At 74.1% G+C, this 15,381-nt stretch carries 11 protein-coding genes; 3 read left to right on the forward strand and 8 right to left on the reverse strand.

Going from position 1 to position 15,381, the window contains the following annotated elements; all coding sequences use genetic code 11:
* Positions 1-234 precede the first annotated feature (234 nt).
* On the forward strand, positions 235-645 hold the full coding sequence (locus BLU95_RS35615; RefSeq protein WP_159425130.1) for a hypothetical protein: 411 nt from the start codon (positions 235-237) through the stop codon (positions 643-645).
* Positions 646-722: 77 nt separating this feature from the next.
* Here BLU95_RS35615 and BLU95_RS35620 read toward each other — a convergent pair whose 3' ends face one another.
* Positions 723-2,105 (reverse strand): serine hydrolase domain-containing protein, encoded by a 1,383-nt coding sequence (locus BLU95_RS35620; RefSeq protein ID WP_093863617.1) that lies wholly within the window; start codon positions 2,103-2,105, stop codon positions 723-725.
* 202 nt (positions 2,106-2,307) lie between these two features.
* Here BLU95_RS35620 and BLU95_RS35625 point away from each other — a divergent pair, with 202 nt between their 5' ends.
* Positions 2,308-3,621, forward strand: a complete 1,314-nt coding sequence (locus BLU95_RS35625; protein ID WP_093863618.1) for a YhgE/Pip domain-containing protein — start codon at positions 2,308-2,310, stop codon at positions 3,619-3,621.
* A 43-nt stretch (positions 3,622-3,664) separates the two neighbouring features.
* Here BLU95_RS35625 and BLU95_RS35630 read toward each other — a convergent pair whose 3' ends face one another.
* From BLU95_RS35630 to BLU95_RS35655, 6 genes are all read right to left on the reverse strand, one after another.
* Positions 3,665-5,008, reverse strand: a complete 1,344-nt coding sequence (locus tag BLU95_RS35630) for a M1 family metallopeptidase (RefSeq protein WP_093863619.1) — start codon at positions 5,006-5,008, stop codon at positions 3,665-3,667.
* Positions 5,009-5,138: 130 nt separating this feature from the next.
* Positions 5,139-9,071: a Pls/PosA family non-ribosomal peptide synthetase gene (locus tag BLU95_RS35635; protein ID WP_093863620.1), complete on the reverse strand. Its 3,933-nt coding sequence runs from the start codon at positions 9,069-9,071 to the stop codon at positions 5,139-5,141.
* 507 nt (positions 9,072-9,578) lie between these two features.
* Positions 9,579-10,445, reverse strand: coding sequence for an NmrA family NAD(P)-binding protein (locus tag BLU95_RS35640; RefSeq protein ID WP_093863621.1), 867 nt, complete (start codon positions 10,443-10,445; stop codon positions 9,579-9,581).
* A 91-nt stretch (positions 10,446-10,536) separates the two neighbouring features.
* The gene (locus BLU95_RS35645; RefSeq protein WP_231978049.1) at positions 10,537-11,040 is read right to left on the reverse strand and encodes a hypothetical protein; all 504 of its coding nucleotides are present in this window, start codon (positions 11,038-11,040) and stop codon (positions 10,537-10,539) included.
* Between the two features lie 164 nt (positions 11,041-11,204).
* Positions 11,205-11,726 carry a MarR family winged helix-turn-helix transcriptional regulator gene (locus BLU95_RS35650; protein ID WP_093863622.1) on the reverse strand — a complete coding sequence of 174 codons (522 nt, stop codon included), beginning with the start codon at positions 11,724-11,726 and terminating at the stop codon, positions 11,205-11,207.
* Positions 11,727-11,862: 136 nt separating this feature from the next.
* Positions 11,863-12,066 carry a hypothetical protein gene (locus BLU95_RS35655; protein ID WP_093863623.1) on the reverse strand — a complete coding sequence of 68 codons (204 nt, stop codon included), beginning with the start codon at positions 12,064-12,066 and terminating at the stop codon, positions 11,863-11,865.
* Between the two features lie 290 nt (positions 12,067-12,356).
* Here BLU95_RS35655 and BLU95_RS35660 point away from each other — a divergent pair, with 290 nt between their 5' ends.
* On the forward strand, positions 12,357-13,991 hold the full coding sequence (locus BLU95_RS35660; protein ID WP_231978050.1) for an FAD-binding oxidoreductase: 1,635 nt from the start codon (positions 12,357-12,359) through the stop codon (positions 13,989-13,991).
* A 572-nt stretch (positions 13,992-14,563) separates the two neighbouring features.
* Here BLU95_RS35660 and BLU95_RS35670 read toward each other — a convergent pair.
* Complete coding sequence (locus BLU95_RS35670; RefSeq protein ID WP_093863625.1) at positions 14,564-15,379, reverse strand: class I SAM-dependent methyltransferase; 816 nt, start codon at positions 15,377-15,379, stop codon at positions 14,564-14,566.
* Positions 15,380-15,381: the final 2 nt, after the last annotated feature.

A 15,381-nucleotide genomic window follows, 5' to 3' on the forward strand; every position in this document is an offset into this window, starting at 1 on the left:
CCGTGGCAGCGGCCCGGGTCGGACCCGTACAGTCGGGTCCGCGAACCGGCACCCGTATGTCTCTCCAAGTCCGCTGGCATCCACGTTGCCGTTCGGCGGAGCGCAGATGTGCACCTGCTGAATGCGACCACCCGACGTGTGCGGGACACCTGTTGGGCACCGCGGCGCCGCCCTATCCTCCGCTGCATGGGGTGGAATCCGGGGGCGGGACTCTGGCGGACCTTTGCCAGCGACATGACAGACGTATTGGTGTGCCAGACGGCGGCGACCGGCGGACTCGCCGTCGTGTACGCACTGGCGCGGGCGGTGGGGCTGGCGCCCTCGCCGTGGTGGTGCCTGGTGGTGGCGATGGCCGTCGCCCTGCACCTGGTCGGCGAGCGCTGCTGGGAGGACGACCGGCGGCCCCGGGCGGCGCTGGTGGCGCTGGCCGTGGCACTGGCGGTCGCGGTGGCGCCGTACCTGGTGCTGGGCGCGACCTCGGGGTGGGCCGAGGCGCAGGCGGCGGACACCTACGCCTCGGGCGCGATGGCGGGCGGGCTGCTGCTCGCCGGGTACGTGGCGCGCGCCGTGCACGCGCTGCGCAGCGGCGCGTACCCGCCGCGCCCCGCCGCCGCCCCCGCGCCGGGCCCGGGCGGGGGTGGTTAGGGCGGCGGAGCCGGAACGGCGCGCGCGGACCCGGGACGGAGGGCGCGGCGGGGAGGGGCTGCCGGGGGCGGCGGGGCTCAGTACACCCGCCACCCCTGCGGGTCGACGCCGCCCGGGACCGCGTCGGCCGGTCCGTACGGCTCGCGGGTGAACACGAAGGAGCCGATGTCCAGGTGGCTCACCGAGCCGTCGGCGGCCCGTACCACCCGCAGGGTCTCGCCCGCGTAGTAGTCGTTCAGGCCGGTCCAGGTGCCGTCCGCCTCGGCCCGGAAGCGGCCGGCCCGGCCGGCGCGGCCGAGCACCGACAGCTCCAGCCCGCGGTCCGCCGTGAGCCGCAGACCGTGCGGCGCGGCGCCCCAGTACCAGGGACCGGTCAGGGCCAGCAGCTGCTCGTCGAACTCGGCCAGCGGGCGCCAGGGCTCGGGGATCCGCGGCTCGTGCTGCGCGGTGAGCGCCAGCAGCTCGGCGGCGACCGCCGCGGTGCGCGGGCCGCTGGTGGCGTTGGAGAAGGCGACCGCGGCCAGGCCGTCCGCCTCGCTCACCCACAGCCCGGCGGTGAAGCCCGGCATCGAGCCGGAGTGCCCGTGCAGGATCCGGCCGTCGTGCTGGACCAGCTGGAGGCCGAGGCCGTACGTCTCGCTCCAGTCGTCGGGCTCGGTGCCGACGGCGGGGCGGCGCATCTCGGCCACGGTCCCGGCGGACAGGACCTTCTCGTGGCCGGAGGTCAGGAAGGCGGCCCACTTGGCGAGATCGGCGACGGTGGACCAGAGCTGGCCGGCCGGGGCCATCCGGCCGGTGTCCGTGAGCGGCTCGGGCAGCAGCACGTCGGCCCACGGGTGGACGGCGAAGCCGCCCGCGTGCGGGTGCTCGGGGAGCAGCCCGGTGCGGTCCATGCCGAGCGGCTCGAGGACCTCCCGGCGCAGCACCTCGCCCCAGTGCTCGCCGCCGCGCAGCCGCTCGACCAGGGCGCCGAGCAGCGCGTAGGTGGGGTTTGAGTAGTGGTGGACCCGCCCGGCCGGATGCCGCAGCGGGCGCTCGGTCTCCAGGACGTCGGCGAGTCCGGGGCGGAGCGCGCCGTCGGTCCGCTCCCACCAGGGCCCCGGGGTCTCGGAGGCGAGGCCGGCCGAGTGCGAGAGCAACTGGGCGACGGTGGCACCGTCGGCGGGGGTGCCCGGCAGGTGGCGCCCCAGCGGGTCGGAGAGGTCGAGCAGGCCCTCGTCCCGCAGCCGCAGCACGAGCACGGCGACGAAGGTCTTGGTGATCGAGCCGATCCGGTACTGGACGTCGGTGGTCGGCGCGTGACCGTCGACCATGCTGCGGGCGCCGCTCCAGACGAGCCGCCCGTCCCGGAGCACGCCGGCGACCATCGAGGGGGTGCGGCCCTCCGCCTGGGCGACGGCCAGGCGGTGCAGCAGCGCGCGGCGGGTGGTGGGGAGCAGTTCGTCGGACAGGTCGGTCATGTGGTCCTCTGCGACGCTTCGGGGGATTCGGCCCGCGGTGCCATGGCACTGCGGCTCCAACCTAGTTCGATCACGTGCGGTCCTCCACCCATTTTCGCGCGGACCGTACGGGCGCCCGGGTGACCCCGGCGGCGTGGCACCACGGCCCGTCGGTGACCGGCTCCTAGGGTCCGTCTGACCGCCGACCACCCTACGGAGCGTCATGCCCTCCCAGCCCGAGCCGACCCTGCCCGAGCCGCGCCGGCCCGAACTGCCCACCGGCGTCAAGGCGCGCCGGGTACTGCGCAACCCCCGGATCTGGGTGGTCCCCGGTGTCCTGGTCGGGCTGCTCAGTCTGCTGATGTCGCTGCTCTACCTCGGCGGCATCCTCGACCCCCGCGGCGATCTGCACGACCTGCCGATCGCGCTGGTGAACACCGACCGCGGCGCCGCCGTCGCCGGACAGCAGCAGAACCTCGGCGAACAGGTCGTCACCGGCATCGCCACCGCCCCCGGCCAGGGCGACGCGGTGTCCTGGCGGCAGCTCGACGAGGCGACGGCCGAGGAGCAGCTGGCCTCCGGCAAGATCTACGGGGCGCTCCGGGTGCCGCCCGATTTCACCGCCACCGTCGCCGCCCTCGGGGGCACGAGCGACAAGCCGGTACGCCCCACCGTGCTCCAGTACACCAACCCGGGCGTCGGCAGTCTGGGCTCCTCGCTGGCCGCCCAGATCGGCCAGCAGGCCGTCCACCAGGCCTCGCTGGCCCTCGGCGGCAAGCTCGCCGCGCTGCCGCAGGCCCGGGGCGCGGGCGACGCGGCCCGGCTGCTGATCGCCGACCCGATCGCCCTCACCACCACGGTCGGCCACCCGATCGGCAACCGCAGCGGACTCGGGCTGTCGGCCTTCTACTACACCCTGCTGCTCGTGCTGGCGGGCTTCTTCGGCGCCAACATCATCGGCAACGGCGTCGACGTCGCGCTCGGCTACGCGGACAACGAGGTCGGTCCCTGGCGTGCCCGGCACCCGGTGGTGCCGATCAGCCGCACCAGCACCCTCGCCGTCAAGTGCGCGATGTCGGTGGGCCTGTCGCTGCTGACGTCCTCGCTGATCATGCTGTCGGCGGCGGTGATCCTCGACATGGACGCCGACCACCTGCCGCTGCTGTGGATCTTCTCGGTCTGCGCCAGCAGCGCGGTCGGCCTCGGGGTCCAGGCGATCAACGCGGCCTTCGGCGGGCTCGGCCTGCTGATCAGCATGTTCGTCTTCATCGTGCTGGGACTGCCGTCCTCCGGAGCGACGATCCCGCTGGACGCCCTGCCGTCGTTCTACCGCTTCCTCTCGCTCTTCGAGCCGATGCGCCAGCTCACCGACGGCGTGCGGGCGATCCTGTTCTTCGACGCCCGGGCGGACGCGGGCCTGACCCGGGCCTGGGTCTGGATCGCCATCGGCACCGTCGCGGCGCTGCTCTTCGGCTTCGCGATGACCCGCTACTACGACCGCAAGGGCCTGCACCGCACCGTCCCCGAGCTGGCCTGAGCCCGGCCCGGGGACGGGAGAGCGGCGAGCGACCGCGTCGGCCTCAGCCGGCCGGCAGCGGCGGCAGCTCGGGCCGCCACAGCCAGGCGTCGAACAGGCCCTCCAGCGGCGTCCGCGCGTACCGGGCGGCGTGCGCGGTGAAGTCCGCGGTGGTGACCACCCCGTGGCGGTGGAACGTCGCCCAGTCCCTGAGCATCCGGAAGAACGCGGTGTCGCCGAGCGTCAGCCGCAGCGCGTGCACCACCAGCCCGCCGCGCTGGTACAGCCGGTCGTCGAACATCAGCTTGCGGCCGGGGTCGCCCAGCCGGAGGTCCTGCGGCAGCCCGGCCAGCAGCCGGTGCGCGTACAGCGCCCGCGCGGCCGCCGTCGGCCCGCCCGAACGCTCCGACCAGAGCCACTCGGCGTACTTGGCCAGCCCCTCGTTCAGCCAGATGTGGCTCCAGTCCCCGATCGAGACGCTGTTGCCGAACCACTGGTGCGCCAGCTCGTGGGCGACCAGCCGCTCCCGGTCCCAGCCGCCGCCCAGGTGGTTGGTGCCGAAGGTCGCCACCCCCTGTGCCTCCACCGGCACGTCCAGCTCCTCGTCGGCGACCACCACCGTGTACTCGCCGAACGGGTACGGGCCGAACACCTCGCCGAAGTAGGCCATCATCCTCGGCTGCCGCCCGAAGTCCGCCGCGAACGCCCCGGCCAGCCGCTCCGGCACGTAGCCGGTCTGCGGCACCTCCGGGTGCTCGGCCAGCGGCACCGGCCGGTACGGGCCGATCGAGACCGTCACCAGATAGGTCGACGTCGGCGCGGACTGCTCGTACACCCAGGTGGTGCTGGACGAGCGGGTCGTCCGGGTCAGCAGCCGGCCGCCCACCACCACGGTGTACGGGGACGGCGTGGTGACCGCTATCTGGTACGTGGCCTTGTCCGCCGGCCGGTCGTTGCAGGGGAACCAGGACGGCGCCCCGACCGGCTGGCTGGCCACCAGCGCGCCGTCGGTCAGCTCCTCCCAGCCCAGGCCGCCCCAGGGGCTGCGGACCGGCCGGGGATTGCCGGTGTAGTGCACCTCCACCGTGAAGGCCGCACCGGCCGACAGGGCCTTCACCGGCCGCACCCGCAGCTTGCCCGCCCGGTGGGTGTAGCGGGCCGGCCTGCCGTCCACCAGCACCCGGCCGATCCGGAAGTCCGCGAGGTCCAGCGCGAACTCGCTCAGCACGGTCGCCGCGACCGCGCTCAGCCGGGCCGTGCCGCCCAGCCGGTTGGGGCCGGGCCGGTAGTCCAGCGCCAGCTCGTACCGGTGCACCCGGTAGCGGGGATCCCCGCTGCCGGGGAAGTACGGGTCCGGCGGGGCGACGGGCTGCGAGGGCTGCGGGGACTGCGCCGGGCTGTGGTTCACCGGGTCGTACGCTCCTGGAACACGGGGTGGACGGAACAGGGGATGGACGGGGGACGAGGGACGGCGGGCACCGACCGGACGCCCGAGGGGCCGGACGGGGCGAACCCCGGCCGGCCCCCCTGGACGGCGGTCAGGACGTGGCCTGCCACACCTCGATCGGGTTGCCGAGCCACCTCGAGTCGGCGGGCACCGACTCGGCACGCATCACCAGCGAGGCCGGACCCAGCGTGCTGCGCGCGCCCACCGTACTGCCGGGCAGCACGATGCCGCCGGGCCCCAGGGTGGCGCCCTCGCGCAGGACGACAGTATCCATCCGCATGATCCGGTCGTGGAAGAGGTGGGTCTGCACCACGCAGCCCCGGTTGATCGACACCCCGTCGCCGAGGGTGACCAGGTCGGCCTCCGGCAGCCAGTAGCTCTCGCACCACACGCCGCGCCCGACCTTCGCGCCGAGCGCCCGCAGCCACAGGTTCAGCACCGGGGTGCCCGGCACCGCGCCCACCAGCCACGGCACCGCGAGCACCTCGACGAAGGTGTCCGCCAGCTCGTTGCGCCACACGAAGCCGCTCCACAGCGGGTGCTCCACCGCCCGGAACCGGCCCACCAGCAGCCACTTCGCCGCCACCGCGACCGCGCACGCCACCGCACCCGAGGCCAGCAGCACCGGACCGGACAGCAGTGCCGCCGCGAGCGGCGACCACGCCACCGCCAGCCAGGACAGCCCGGCCAGCGTCAGCAGGCCCAGCGCGCCCGAGGCCAGCACCGGCAGCAGCCGGCACACCTCGACCAGCCCGCGCGCCCACAGCAGCCGGGCCGGCGGCTCGTAGGTCAGGCTCTGGTCCGCCGCGTCCGCCGAGCGGGGCAGCCGCACCGGCGGCATGCCCAGGTAGGAGCCGCCCTTCTTCGCCTTCTCCGGGGTCGCCGACAGCACGCCGACCAGGCCCCGCTTGGGCACCGAACGGCCCGGCGCGGTCATCCCCGAGTTGCCGAGGAACGCCCGCTCGCCGACCTTCGCCTCGCCGAGCCGCACCCAGCCGCCGCCCAGCTCGTACGGCGCCATCAGGGTGTCGTCGGCCAGGAACGCGCCGTCGCCGACCGTGGTCAGGCTCGGCAGCGCCAGCACCGTGGACACCTCCGCGTGCCGCCCGACCCGCATGCCCAGCGCCCGCAGCCAGAGCGGCGTGACCAGGCCCGCGTACAGCGGGAACAGCACCTCGCGGGCCTGGTCCATCAGCTGGGTGACCGTCCAGGCCTGCCAGCCGACCCGGCCGTACAGCGGATGCACACCGGGCTCCAGGCCGATCGACAGCAGCCGCACCGCCGCGACCAGCTGCGCCGCGTACACCACGCCGAACGCCAGCACGGCCGGCAGCAGGCCGAGCAGCGCGCCGCCGAGCGCGCCGCCCAGCCCGTCCGCCGGGTCGACGAACAGGGTCAGCACCGCCAGGCCGGCCACCGCCGGGAGCAGCGGCAGCAGGCTCAGCGCGGAGCCGCTCAGGCCGAACAGCGCGGACCAGCGGGCCCGGCGCACCGGGCGCTCCTTCGGCCAGGTCCGCTCGGCCCGGCCCAGCTTGACGGCGGGCGCGCCGCCCCAGCGCTGGCCGGTCGGGACGTGACCGGTGACGCTGGAGCCGGCCACGACCTGGGCCCGCTTGCCGATCCGGGCGCCCGGCAGCAGGGTCGAGCGGGTGCCGACCACGGCCCCCGACCCCACCTTGATCTGGCCGACCTCCAGCCGGTCGCCGTCGATCCAGTAGCCGTTGAGGTCCACCTCGGCCTCCACCGCGCAGCCCCGGCCGAGCTTGAGCATGCCGGTGACCGGCGGCAGCGCGTGCAGGTCGACCTCCTCGCCGACCTTGGCGCCGAGCGCCCGCGCGTACCGCACCAGCCAGGCGCCGGAGAGTGAGGTCGCGCCGCTCACCTCGGCGAGCCGTTCGGCGGCCCACAGCCGCAGGTGGACGCCGCCGCCGCGCGGGTAGCTGCCGGGCCGCAGACCGCGCAGCAGCAGCCGGGCACCGCCGGCGCCGATCGCCAGCCGGCCGGCCGGGGTGAACAGCACCGCGGCGAGCGGGGCGACCGCCCACCAGGAGGCGGTCGGCGCCCAGCCGAAGCCGTCCAGGTGCGAGAGCAGGTTGCCGAGCGCCAGCAGTGCCGTCGTCCAGCGCAGGCCGACCACGGTGAACAGCGGAACGAGCAGCAGAAGCTGGAGCAGCTTGGCCCGGGTCGGCACCGGGTCGACGGTCCGGGTCTCGCCGGTACCGGCCGAGGTGCGCTCCAGGTGCCGGGCGAGCTTGCGCAGGGTCGGGTTCTGGTAGATGTCCAGGACCGCCGCGTTCGGGTAGCGGGTGCGCAGCAGGGTGGTCAGCCGGGCGGCGGCCAGGCTGCCGCCGCCGATCGCGAAGAAGTCCTCCCGGGAGCCGCTCACCGGCACCCCGAGGATCTCCGTCCACTGCTCGGCCAGCCAGGCCTCGGTGCCGTACAGCTGCTCGGTCGGCCCGGACGTCTCCAGATCGGGCAGCGGCCAGGGCAGCGCGTTGCGGTCCACCTTGCCGGAGGTGCGGGTGGGCAGGGTGTCGACCGGGGCCAGCAACGGGACGAGGGCGGCCGGCAGCTCGGCGCGCAGCCGCTGCACCGCCTGCTCCCGGTCCCAGCCCTCGCCGGTCACCAGGTAGCCGACCAGCAGCTGGTTGCCGCCGCGCGCGGTGCGCACGGCCGCGGCCGCCCCGGCCACGCCGGGCAGCGCCTGGAGCGCCGCGTCGACCTCGCCGAGCTCGATCCGGCGCCCGCCGAGCTTGATCTGCTCGTCGGCGCGGCCCAGGAACAGCAGGCCCTCCGGGTCGGCCTGGACCAGGTCGCCGCTGCGGTAGGCGCGCTCCCAGCCCATCGAGGGCAGTGGCGCGTACTTCTCGGCGTCCTTCTCCGGGTCCAGGTAGCGGGCCAGGCCGACGCCGCCGATCACCAGCTGACCGGTCCCGCCGGGTGCCACCGGCTCGCCGGCCTCGTCGACCACGACGAGGTCCCAGCCGTCCAGCGGCAGGCCGATCCGCACCGGGCCCTCGCCCGTCAGCAGCGCCCCGCAGGCGACCACGGTGGCCTCGGTGGGACCGTAGGTGTTCCACACCTCGCGACCCTCGGTGACCACGCGCTGCACCAGCTCGGGCGGGCAGGCCTCGCCGCCGAAGATCAGCAGCCGCACCTCGTTCAGCGCCTCGGCCGGCCACAGCGCGGCCAGCGTCGGCACGGTGGAGACCACGGTGATCTCCTGCTCGGCCAGCCAGGGGCCGAGGTCGGCGCCGCTGCGCACCTGGGAGCGGGGGACGGGCACCAGACAGGCGCCGTGCCGCCAGGCCAGCCACATCTCCTCGCAGGAGGCGTCGAAGGCGACCGACAGGCCGGCCATCACCCGGTCGCCGGGGCCGATCGGCTCCTCCTGGAGGAAGAGCGCGGCCTCGGCGTCGACGAAGGCGGCGGCGTTGCGGTGGGTGACGGCGACGCCCTTGGGGCGCCCGGTCGAGCCCGAGGTGAAGATGATCCAGGCGTCGTCGGCGGGCGTCGGGCGGTGCCCGCCGGGGGTCCGGTCGGCGAGCGGCTCGCGGGGCCCGCCGGTGAGGGTGAGCGCGCGCTCGGCGCCGAGCACGGCCGCGACGGCGGCCTCCTCGAAGACCAGCTGGGCGCGCTCGTCCGGGTCCTCGGCGTCCACCGGGACGTAGGCGGCGCCGGCGGCGAGCACGGCGAGCACGGAGACGTAGAGGTCGTTGGTGCCGGAGGGGACCCGGACGCCGACCCGGTCGCCGCGGCCGATGCCGGCGGCGGCGAGGCGGCCGCGCAGCTGCTCGACCTCGGCGGCAAGCGCCCGGTAGCCGAGCACGGTGCGGCCGTCGTCGAGGGCGGGCTCGGCCGGGTACTGCCGGGCGGTCTCGTCCAGGATGTCGATCAGGGTGCGGGGTGCGGGGGCCGGCCGGCCGGGGTAGTGGGCCTGCTTCTCGGCGGCGGTGTCCCGGTCGGTGGTGCCGCCGTCGGCGGGCGCCTCGGCGCCCGGTTCCCGGCTGGGTTCGGCTGTCATCAGTGCCGTGTGCTCCTAGGTCTCGCCCCGTCCCGATGGATCTTCCGGCCCTTGGGGGCGGTGGGAGCACTCGCCTGATCCGGGTGATCCCACTCCGGGGCCGGAGCGGACAACCCAACCGATGGTAGCCCGGTCCGGTGAAACGCACACCGGCCGACACTCCGCCCAACTGGCCCTGGAGTGGCCGAATCTGACGGAGCATCAGGTCACAACTGAGGCCGCATCGATCGGATGTGACGGACCGTCACTCGTTTTGACGGTCCGTCAGGTCGAGTTTCCGACCGTGACCCATGCCACATCCGGAGCCGCTCCCGGAGGGCGGCGGGGCCGTTTTTCCGGGGTCGACGGGGCTGCGGCCCGGGGTCGACGGGGCTGTCGTCCGGGGTCGACGGGGTGGTGCCCCGGTGCCGACAGGGTCGCTCCCCGGGGGGTGACGGGCCCGCCGCCGGGGGAGGCGGCGGGCCCGTCGGAGCCCGGTCCGGTGGGTCGCGGAACCGTACGGACGGATCAGCGGAACCGGTCGAGGTGCTCCCCGAGGAATGCTTCCAGGGTACGGGGGGCGCGTCCGATCAGCCGGGTGGCGGCGTCGTCGGGGGATTCCGGGCGCTCCACGGCGAGCCGCTGGATCTCGACCACGTGGGCGGCCAGCCAGTCCGGCATCCCGGCCCGGGCGACCAGGTGGGCGTGCAGTTCGGCGGGCGAGAGGTTCACCGCCTGCACCGGCCGGCCACGCAGCGTGCCCAGCAGCTCGGCCAGCTCCGGGTGGCTGTACGCCCGGCCGCCGGTCAGCGGGATCTCGCCGCCGGCCGTGTCGGGCCTGGTCAGTACCGCGGCGGCGACGTCGCCGATGTCGCGGCAGTCGACGTAGTTGCACCGGGCGCCGTCCAGCGCGCCGAAGATCGCCCCGGCGGCGGCGATCCCGGGCGCGAGCAGCAGCAGCTTCTGCATGAACGCGTACGGCCGGAGCACCGTCGTGGTGATGTCGTAGGCCCGCAGCCGCTGCTCGATCAGGTGGTGGCCGCGGGAGACGGCGACCGGGGAGTCGGGCTCGGCGGCCGGCGCGGAGACCTTCACGACGTGCCGCACGCCCAGGAACACGGCCAGGTCCACGGCGCGCAGCTCGTGCTCGACCTGCTGCGGGCCGTTCTCCATGGTCAGGAAGAGCTGCGTGGTGCCCTTGAGGGCGGCGCGCATCGAGGCGGGGTCGCCGGCGTCGGCGGCCGCCACCTCGACCAGTCCGCGGGTGTGCGGGTCGAGCCCGGCCAGCAGGCGGTCCGGGTCCCGGCTCAGGGCGCGGACCGGGACGTCCAGGGCGGTGAGGCTGCGCAGCGTGGCGCCGCCGGTGGCGCCGGACGCGCCCATGATGGTGATCATGCGGGTACTGCTCCTTCGGTAGGGATGCAGACAGGGATGCAGGTAGGCATGCAGGTACGGATGCCGGTAGGGACGGTGGTGCGGGAGCGGTTCAGTGGGCGCGCCGACGGCGGGGGAGGGAGACCCGCCAGCGCCAGGTGGTCATGGTCGCCGCGATCGCGGCGGACAGGGGGAGGTCGATGCGGAGCCGGCCCGGCCACGGGCTGTCGGCCAGCGCCGGTATCCGGGGCAGCAGCTCGGCGGCCGCCAGGCCGACGCCGAGGGCGAGCGCGGCGCAGCCGAGGCCGAAGACGAGGGCGAGCAGCGGGACCGGCCCGCGGGCGGCCCAGGAGTCGGCGGGCCGGCGCCGGTGGCGCAGGCCGACCAGGGTGGCGACCAGGGCGGAGGTGCCGGCGATGGTGGTGAGGGCGGCGATCCTCAGCTCCGACTGGCCGGTGGCGAAACCGCCGGCGCTGGCCATGACGGCGGGCGCCGCGTAGGCGATCAGGACCTCGCGCCAGAGGACGAAGCGGGGCCGGGTCTCGGTGTCCGGGGCGGCGGGGGTGCCGGGGGTGATGTCGGGGGTGGCGGGGTGCTGCTTGGTTCTGCCGGGCATGGGGTCGTCCAAGTGATTAGGAGGCTAATTATAGGTGTGCGGTGGGCCAACAATGAGGTGGCGGAAGGGCTTGTGGTGGGCCGGTGGGCCGGTGGGCCGGTGGGCCGGTGGGCCCGGTGGCGCGGCGGGCCGGTCGACCGGCCCACCGCCCCCGCTGTCGTCCGTCAGTCGTCGGTCAGTGCGGACATGCCCGCGACCAACCTGCCCAGCAGGTCGAGGAAGACCGTCCGCTCCTCGACCGACAGTCCGGCGACCATGGCCTGCATCCGGTCGAAGTGCTCCGGCGCCATGTCGCGCAACCGCTGCGCGCCGCGTGCGGTCAGTATCACCACGTTGCCCCGCCCGTCCTCCGCGGACGGGCGCCGGGCGACCAGGCCGTCCCGCTCCAGCCCGTCGACCAGGCCGGTCACGGTCGCCCGGGAGACCCCGAGCGCCGCCGCCAGCTGCGACGGCGACTTCTCGCCGCCGTGGTCCTCCAGCTCGGCCAGCAGCCGGTAGCGCCCGGTGGACAGGCCGAAGCGGGCGAAGTGGGCCTCGCCGGCCTGGCTCAGCCTGGCTCCGGCGGCCATCAGTCGCGCCGCGACCAGGACCGCCTGAGGATCGGCGGCCAGGCCGTACCGGGAGAGTTGCCGGCGGGCCTGGTCGAGCGAGGGTGCGCCGTTGCCGGCCTGGTGCTGCTGTGCCATGAAAGTAATATGGCGCCTAACCTGATCTCCCGTCAAGCGCCCCGCCCGAGGACGGGAAGCCCCGTTCCCGCTCCGGGGTGCGGAGCGGGAACGGGGCTTCCGCGGCGGGTCGCCTTTCGGCCCCGCGTGCACACGGCTAGCGCAGGCGGGCGCCGGCCCGGTTGTAGGAGTGGTAGAGGCCGAGGGCGTTGACGGCCAGCGTCGCGACGCCGACCGCGGTGGTGAGCGTCTCCTTGTGGTGCTTCAGGAAGTCCTCGATGGTGTCGAACGCGCTGTGGTGGTGCTCGCTGTCCAGGTGGACATCGCCGTGCGGGGTGACGACCGTGTACTGATAGGCCATGGCTGCCTGCCTCCCGATTGGTGCCTCTGTCGTGGTCGATCCCCGGCCGGGAGGGGCGGAAACCGGCCTCCGGCCCGGTGCAGCCGGATTCACCGGTTCCGGGTGGTCGGATCGGACTGTTCCGGCTACGCACGGGAACCCCGGTCGCGCCATCGCCGTTGGGCAATTGACACGCATGGCCAGAATTCGTCTACATACGGTCACACTTATTTGTGGACAATGGATTCCCTGTGCATTCCTTGCTAGCGTTCGCCCGCCACCTGTCGGAGTCGGGAAAGACGGTCCCAGGAATGAGCAACGAATTCTCCCGCCGCGGCTTCCTCGGCAGTACCGGAATGGTCGCCGCCGGAGCCTCCGCCGCCTCGCTCGGCCTGGTCGTCGGCGCCGCCGGCCCGGCCTCGGCCCGACCCGTCGAACAGCCCGAGGGCTGGACGGTCTTTCCCCCGGACTCCCGCTACGAGACGCTCAGCCAGGGCTTCAACCAGCGCTGGCGCAGCCGACCGGCGTACATCCGGCTGGTCGGCAACGAGGCCGACGCGGTGGCGGAGCTGCGTTCCGCGCTCGACCGAGGGCTGCGGCCGACGGTGCGCGGCGGCGGCCACTGCTACGAGGGCTTCGTCGACAACGACCGCGGCGTCATCCTCGATCTCAGCACCCTGCGCGGGGTCGGGGCGGGGACCGACAAGTACGGCGGCCCCACCTACGCCGTCGAGGGCGGAGCCACCAACTGGGACGTGTACACCACGCTCTTCCGCGAGTACGGGGTGACCGTTCCGGCCGGGTCCTGCTATTCGGTCGGCGCCGGTGGCCACATCTGCGGCGGCGGGTACGGGCTGCTCTCCCGGCGGCACGGACTGACCGTCGACCATCTGGTCCAGGTGGACGTGGCCACGGTCCGCGGCGGAGTGGTCGAGGTGACCCGGGCGCACCGCGGCGACCCCCCGGGCTCGCCCGAGCACGAGCTGTTCTGGGCCCACACCGGGGGCGGCGGCGGCAACTTCGGCGTGGTGCTGCGCTACCACTTCGCCCACGCGCTGCCGGCGCCGCCGCCCCGGGTCTGGCTCAGCAGCGTCGCCTGGAAGTGGTCCGACCTGCTCAAGCATCCCGAGGACTTCCGCACCCTGCTGGACAACTTCGGCGCCTTCTTCGCCGAGCACAGCGGCGCCGCGGAGAAGGTGTACCGCGGACTGTTCTCGATCCTCCACCTCACCCACCACTCGAACGGGAACGTCGTCCTGTTCAGCCAGTGGGACGAGGAGGACCCGGCGCCGCTGGACGCGTTCCTCGCCCGGGTGGAGCGCGGGATGCGCGCCAAGTCGACCGCGCAGACCAACGGCGTCGGCGGGCTCTACCTGCCCTACCCGGACAAGCGCCGCCAACTGCCCTGGTTCCAGGCGACCATGACGCTCAACGGCTCCGGCCCCAACCAGCGCGGCAAGTACAAGTCGGCCTACCACCGCAGAGCGTTCACGCCCACCCAGACCGACGCCTGGTGGACCTGGCTCACCAAGGACGTCGAGGGCCTCGACCTCACCCAGACACTGGTCCAGATCGACTCCTACGGCTGCCGGGTGAACGCGCGGGGCGCCGCCGAGACCGCCGTCCCGCAGCGGGACTCGGTCATGAAGCTGCAGTACCAGACCTACTGGACCGACCGGGCCGACGACGCCGCCCACCTCGCCTACCTCAGCGGCCTCTACCGGGACACCTACCGGGCGACCGGCGGCATCCCGGAGATCGACACCGACACCGACGGGGCCTACGTCAACTACCCGGACGTCGACCTGGGCACCACCGCCGACAAGCAGCCGGCCTACCAGCGCCTCTACTACAAGGCGAACTACACCCGCCTGCAGCGCGCCAAGAAGCTCTGGGACGCCGCCAACGTCTTCCACCACGCCCAGTCGGTGACCCTGCCGTCCTGAACGAGCACACAGAGCCGTGCCGACCATCTGGTAAACGGACCATATCTGGGCAAATTATGCACGTAAAGAGGATTGATCGGCTTCCTGGTCCGGGCGCGGGTCGTCCCGTGGCGACCGCGCGACTGCGCCTGACGCGCGACCCGGACTCTCGGGTACCCGCCTTTTCGTGAGGCTGTACTCGGACTCGTGCTGACCTGTTGCTGACTTGGGCCGATGGCCGGACAGGCCCTGCTGGCGCTGTCGATTCGGTCCATCGCGCTCGCTTCGGAGGGCGGTGGGGAGACATGGTGCGGGCCACCGACGGCATCCCCGGCGCCCACCAGCAGGACCCCGAGTCCCTCCGCCATCAGGCCCTCGCTGCCGATGTCCTCGGCGACCAGCAAGTCGCCCGTGCCCGTAACGAGAAAACCTGGCCCGCCCTCACCGTTGCCTCCGCCGCGCCGAGGTCGCCGGCCACGAACCCGCCGCCCTGCTGCGCCAGGTCGTCGAGAGCCGCGCGCTCCGCGGCGTCGACAGCCTCAGCCAAGTCCGGGCTCGGCGCATCGGTCGCCAGCTCGCCACCGACGTCCCGGTCAACCCCGGTTGGCAAAAGGATCAGCCTGGTGCCGCTCTCCACTGCGGCCAACCCGCGCCACCACGACTACCTCATCGAGAGCACCACCCTGATCTCCAACCGGCTCGCGGTGCTCGCCGACTGCACCGCGGGGCATCGATCGGAGTGGAGCCGCACCCTCGGCGAGGCCCCGACCGACCCCACCCTGCGCGCCCAGTGGCAGCAGTGACTCGCCGTCGCCGCGGCCTGCCGCGATCGGTGCCGGGTCACCGACGACAACGCCGCCCGGCCCGTCGGCTTCTGCATCAAGGAAGGCCGAACCGGCTACCGCGCTTACTGGCAGGCCATCGCAGTCGCCATCGCCGCCCGGCGGATAGCGGGTCAGGTAGTCGGCGGTGGCGTCGTCGGGGGCGCCTTCGGCCAGGAGCCGCCACTGCTCGCGCCTGCCGTCGTAGTCGGGGTCGACCGGCAGGGTGACGAACCGGCCGCCGGGCCTCAGCGCCCGCGCGGCCGTCCCGCACAGCGCCACGAGTTCCGCGTACTGCTCGGCGTAGGGCAGGACGTAGACGCCGAGCACGGCGTCGAAGGTCCCCTCCAGGGCGGGCGGCAGAGCGTGGACGTACTCGATGCCCCGGTGGCCGGCGGGCTCCTGCGCCCTCGCGTAGGAGAGCATGCCCTCCGACACGTCCTGTCCCACCACCAGTCCGGCCCCCTGCGCCTTCAGCAGGCGCGAACAGAGGCCGGTACCGCACCCGAGGTCCAGGACGCGTTCGCCCCGGACCTGCCCCAGGGCCGCCAGTACGCTGTGGCGCCGGTTGCAGAAGGCCGAGGACACCT

It is taken from the genome of Streptomyces sp. TLI_053 (assembly GCF_900105395.1).
Taxonomy (GTDB): domain Bacteria; phylum Actinomycetota; class Actinomycetes; order Streptomycetales; family Streptomycetaceae; genus Kitasatospora.

Coding starts and splice junctions, on each gene's coding strand:
- BLU95_RS35645 (WP_231978049.1), bottom strand. CDS start 11,040: ATGCCCGGCAGAACCAAGCAGCACCCCGCCACCCCCGACATCACCCCC.
- BLU95_RS35650 (WP_093863622.1), bottom strand. CDS start 11,726: ATGGCACAGCAGCACCAGGCCGGCAACGGCGCACCCTCGCTCGACCAG.
- BLU95_RS35640 (WP_093863621.1), bottom strand. CDS start 10,445: ATGATCACCATCATGGGCGCGTCCGGCGCCACCGGCGGCGCCACGCTG.
- BLU95_RS35660 (WP_231978050.1), top strand. CDS start 12,357: ATGAGCAACGAATTCTCCCGCCGCGGCTTCCTCGGCAGTACCGGAATG.
- BLU95_RS35635 (WP_093863620.1), bottom strand. CDS start 9,071: ATGACAGCCGAACCCAGCCGGGAACCGGGCGCCGAGGCGCCCGCCGAC.
- BLU95_RS35615 (WP_159425130.1), top strand. CDS start 235: ATGACAGACGTATTGGTGTGCCAGACGGCGGCGACCGGCGGACTCGCC.
- BLU95_RS35620 (WP_093863617.1), bottom strand. CDS start 2,105: ATGACCGACCTGTCCGACGAACTGCTCCCCACCACCCGCCGCGCGCTG.
- BLU95_RS35625 (WP_093863618.1), top strand. CDS start 2,308: ATGCCCTCCCAGCCCGAGCCGACCCTGCCCGAGCCGCGCCGGCCCGAA.
- BLU95_RS35655 (WP_093863623.1), bottom strand. CDS start 12,066: ATGGCCTATCAGTACACGGTCGTCACCCCGCACGGCGATGTCCACCTG.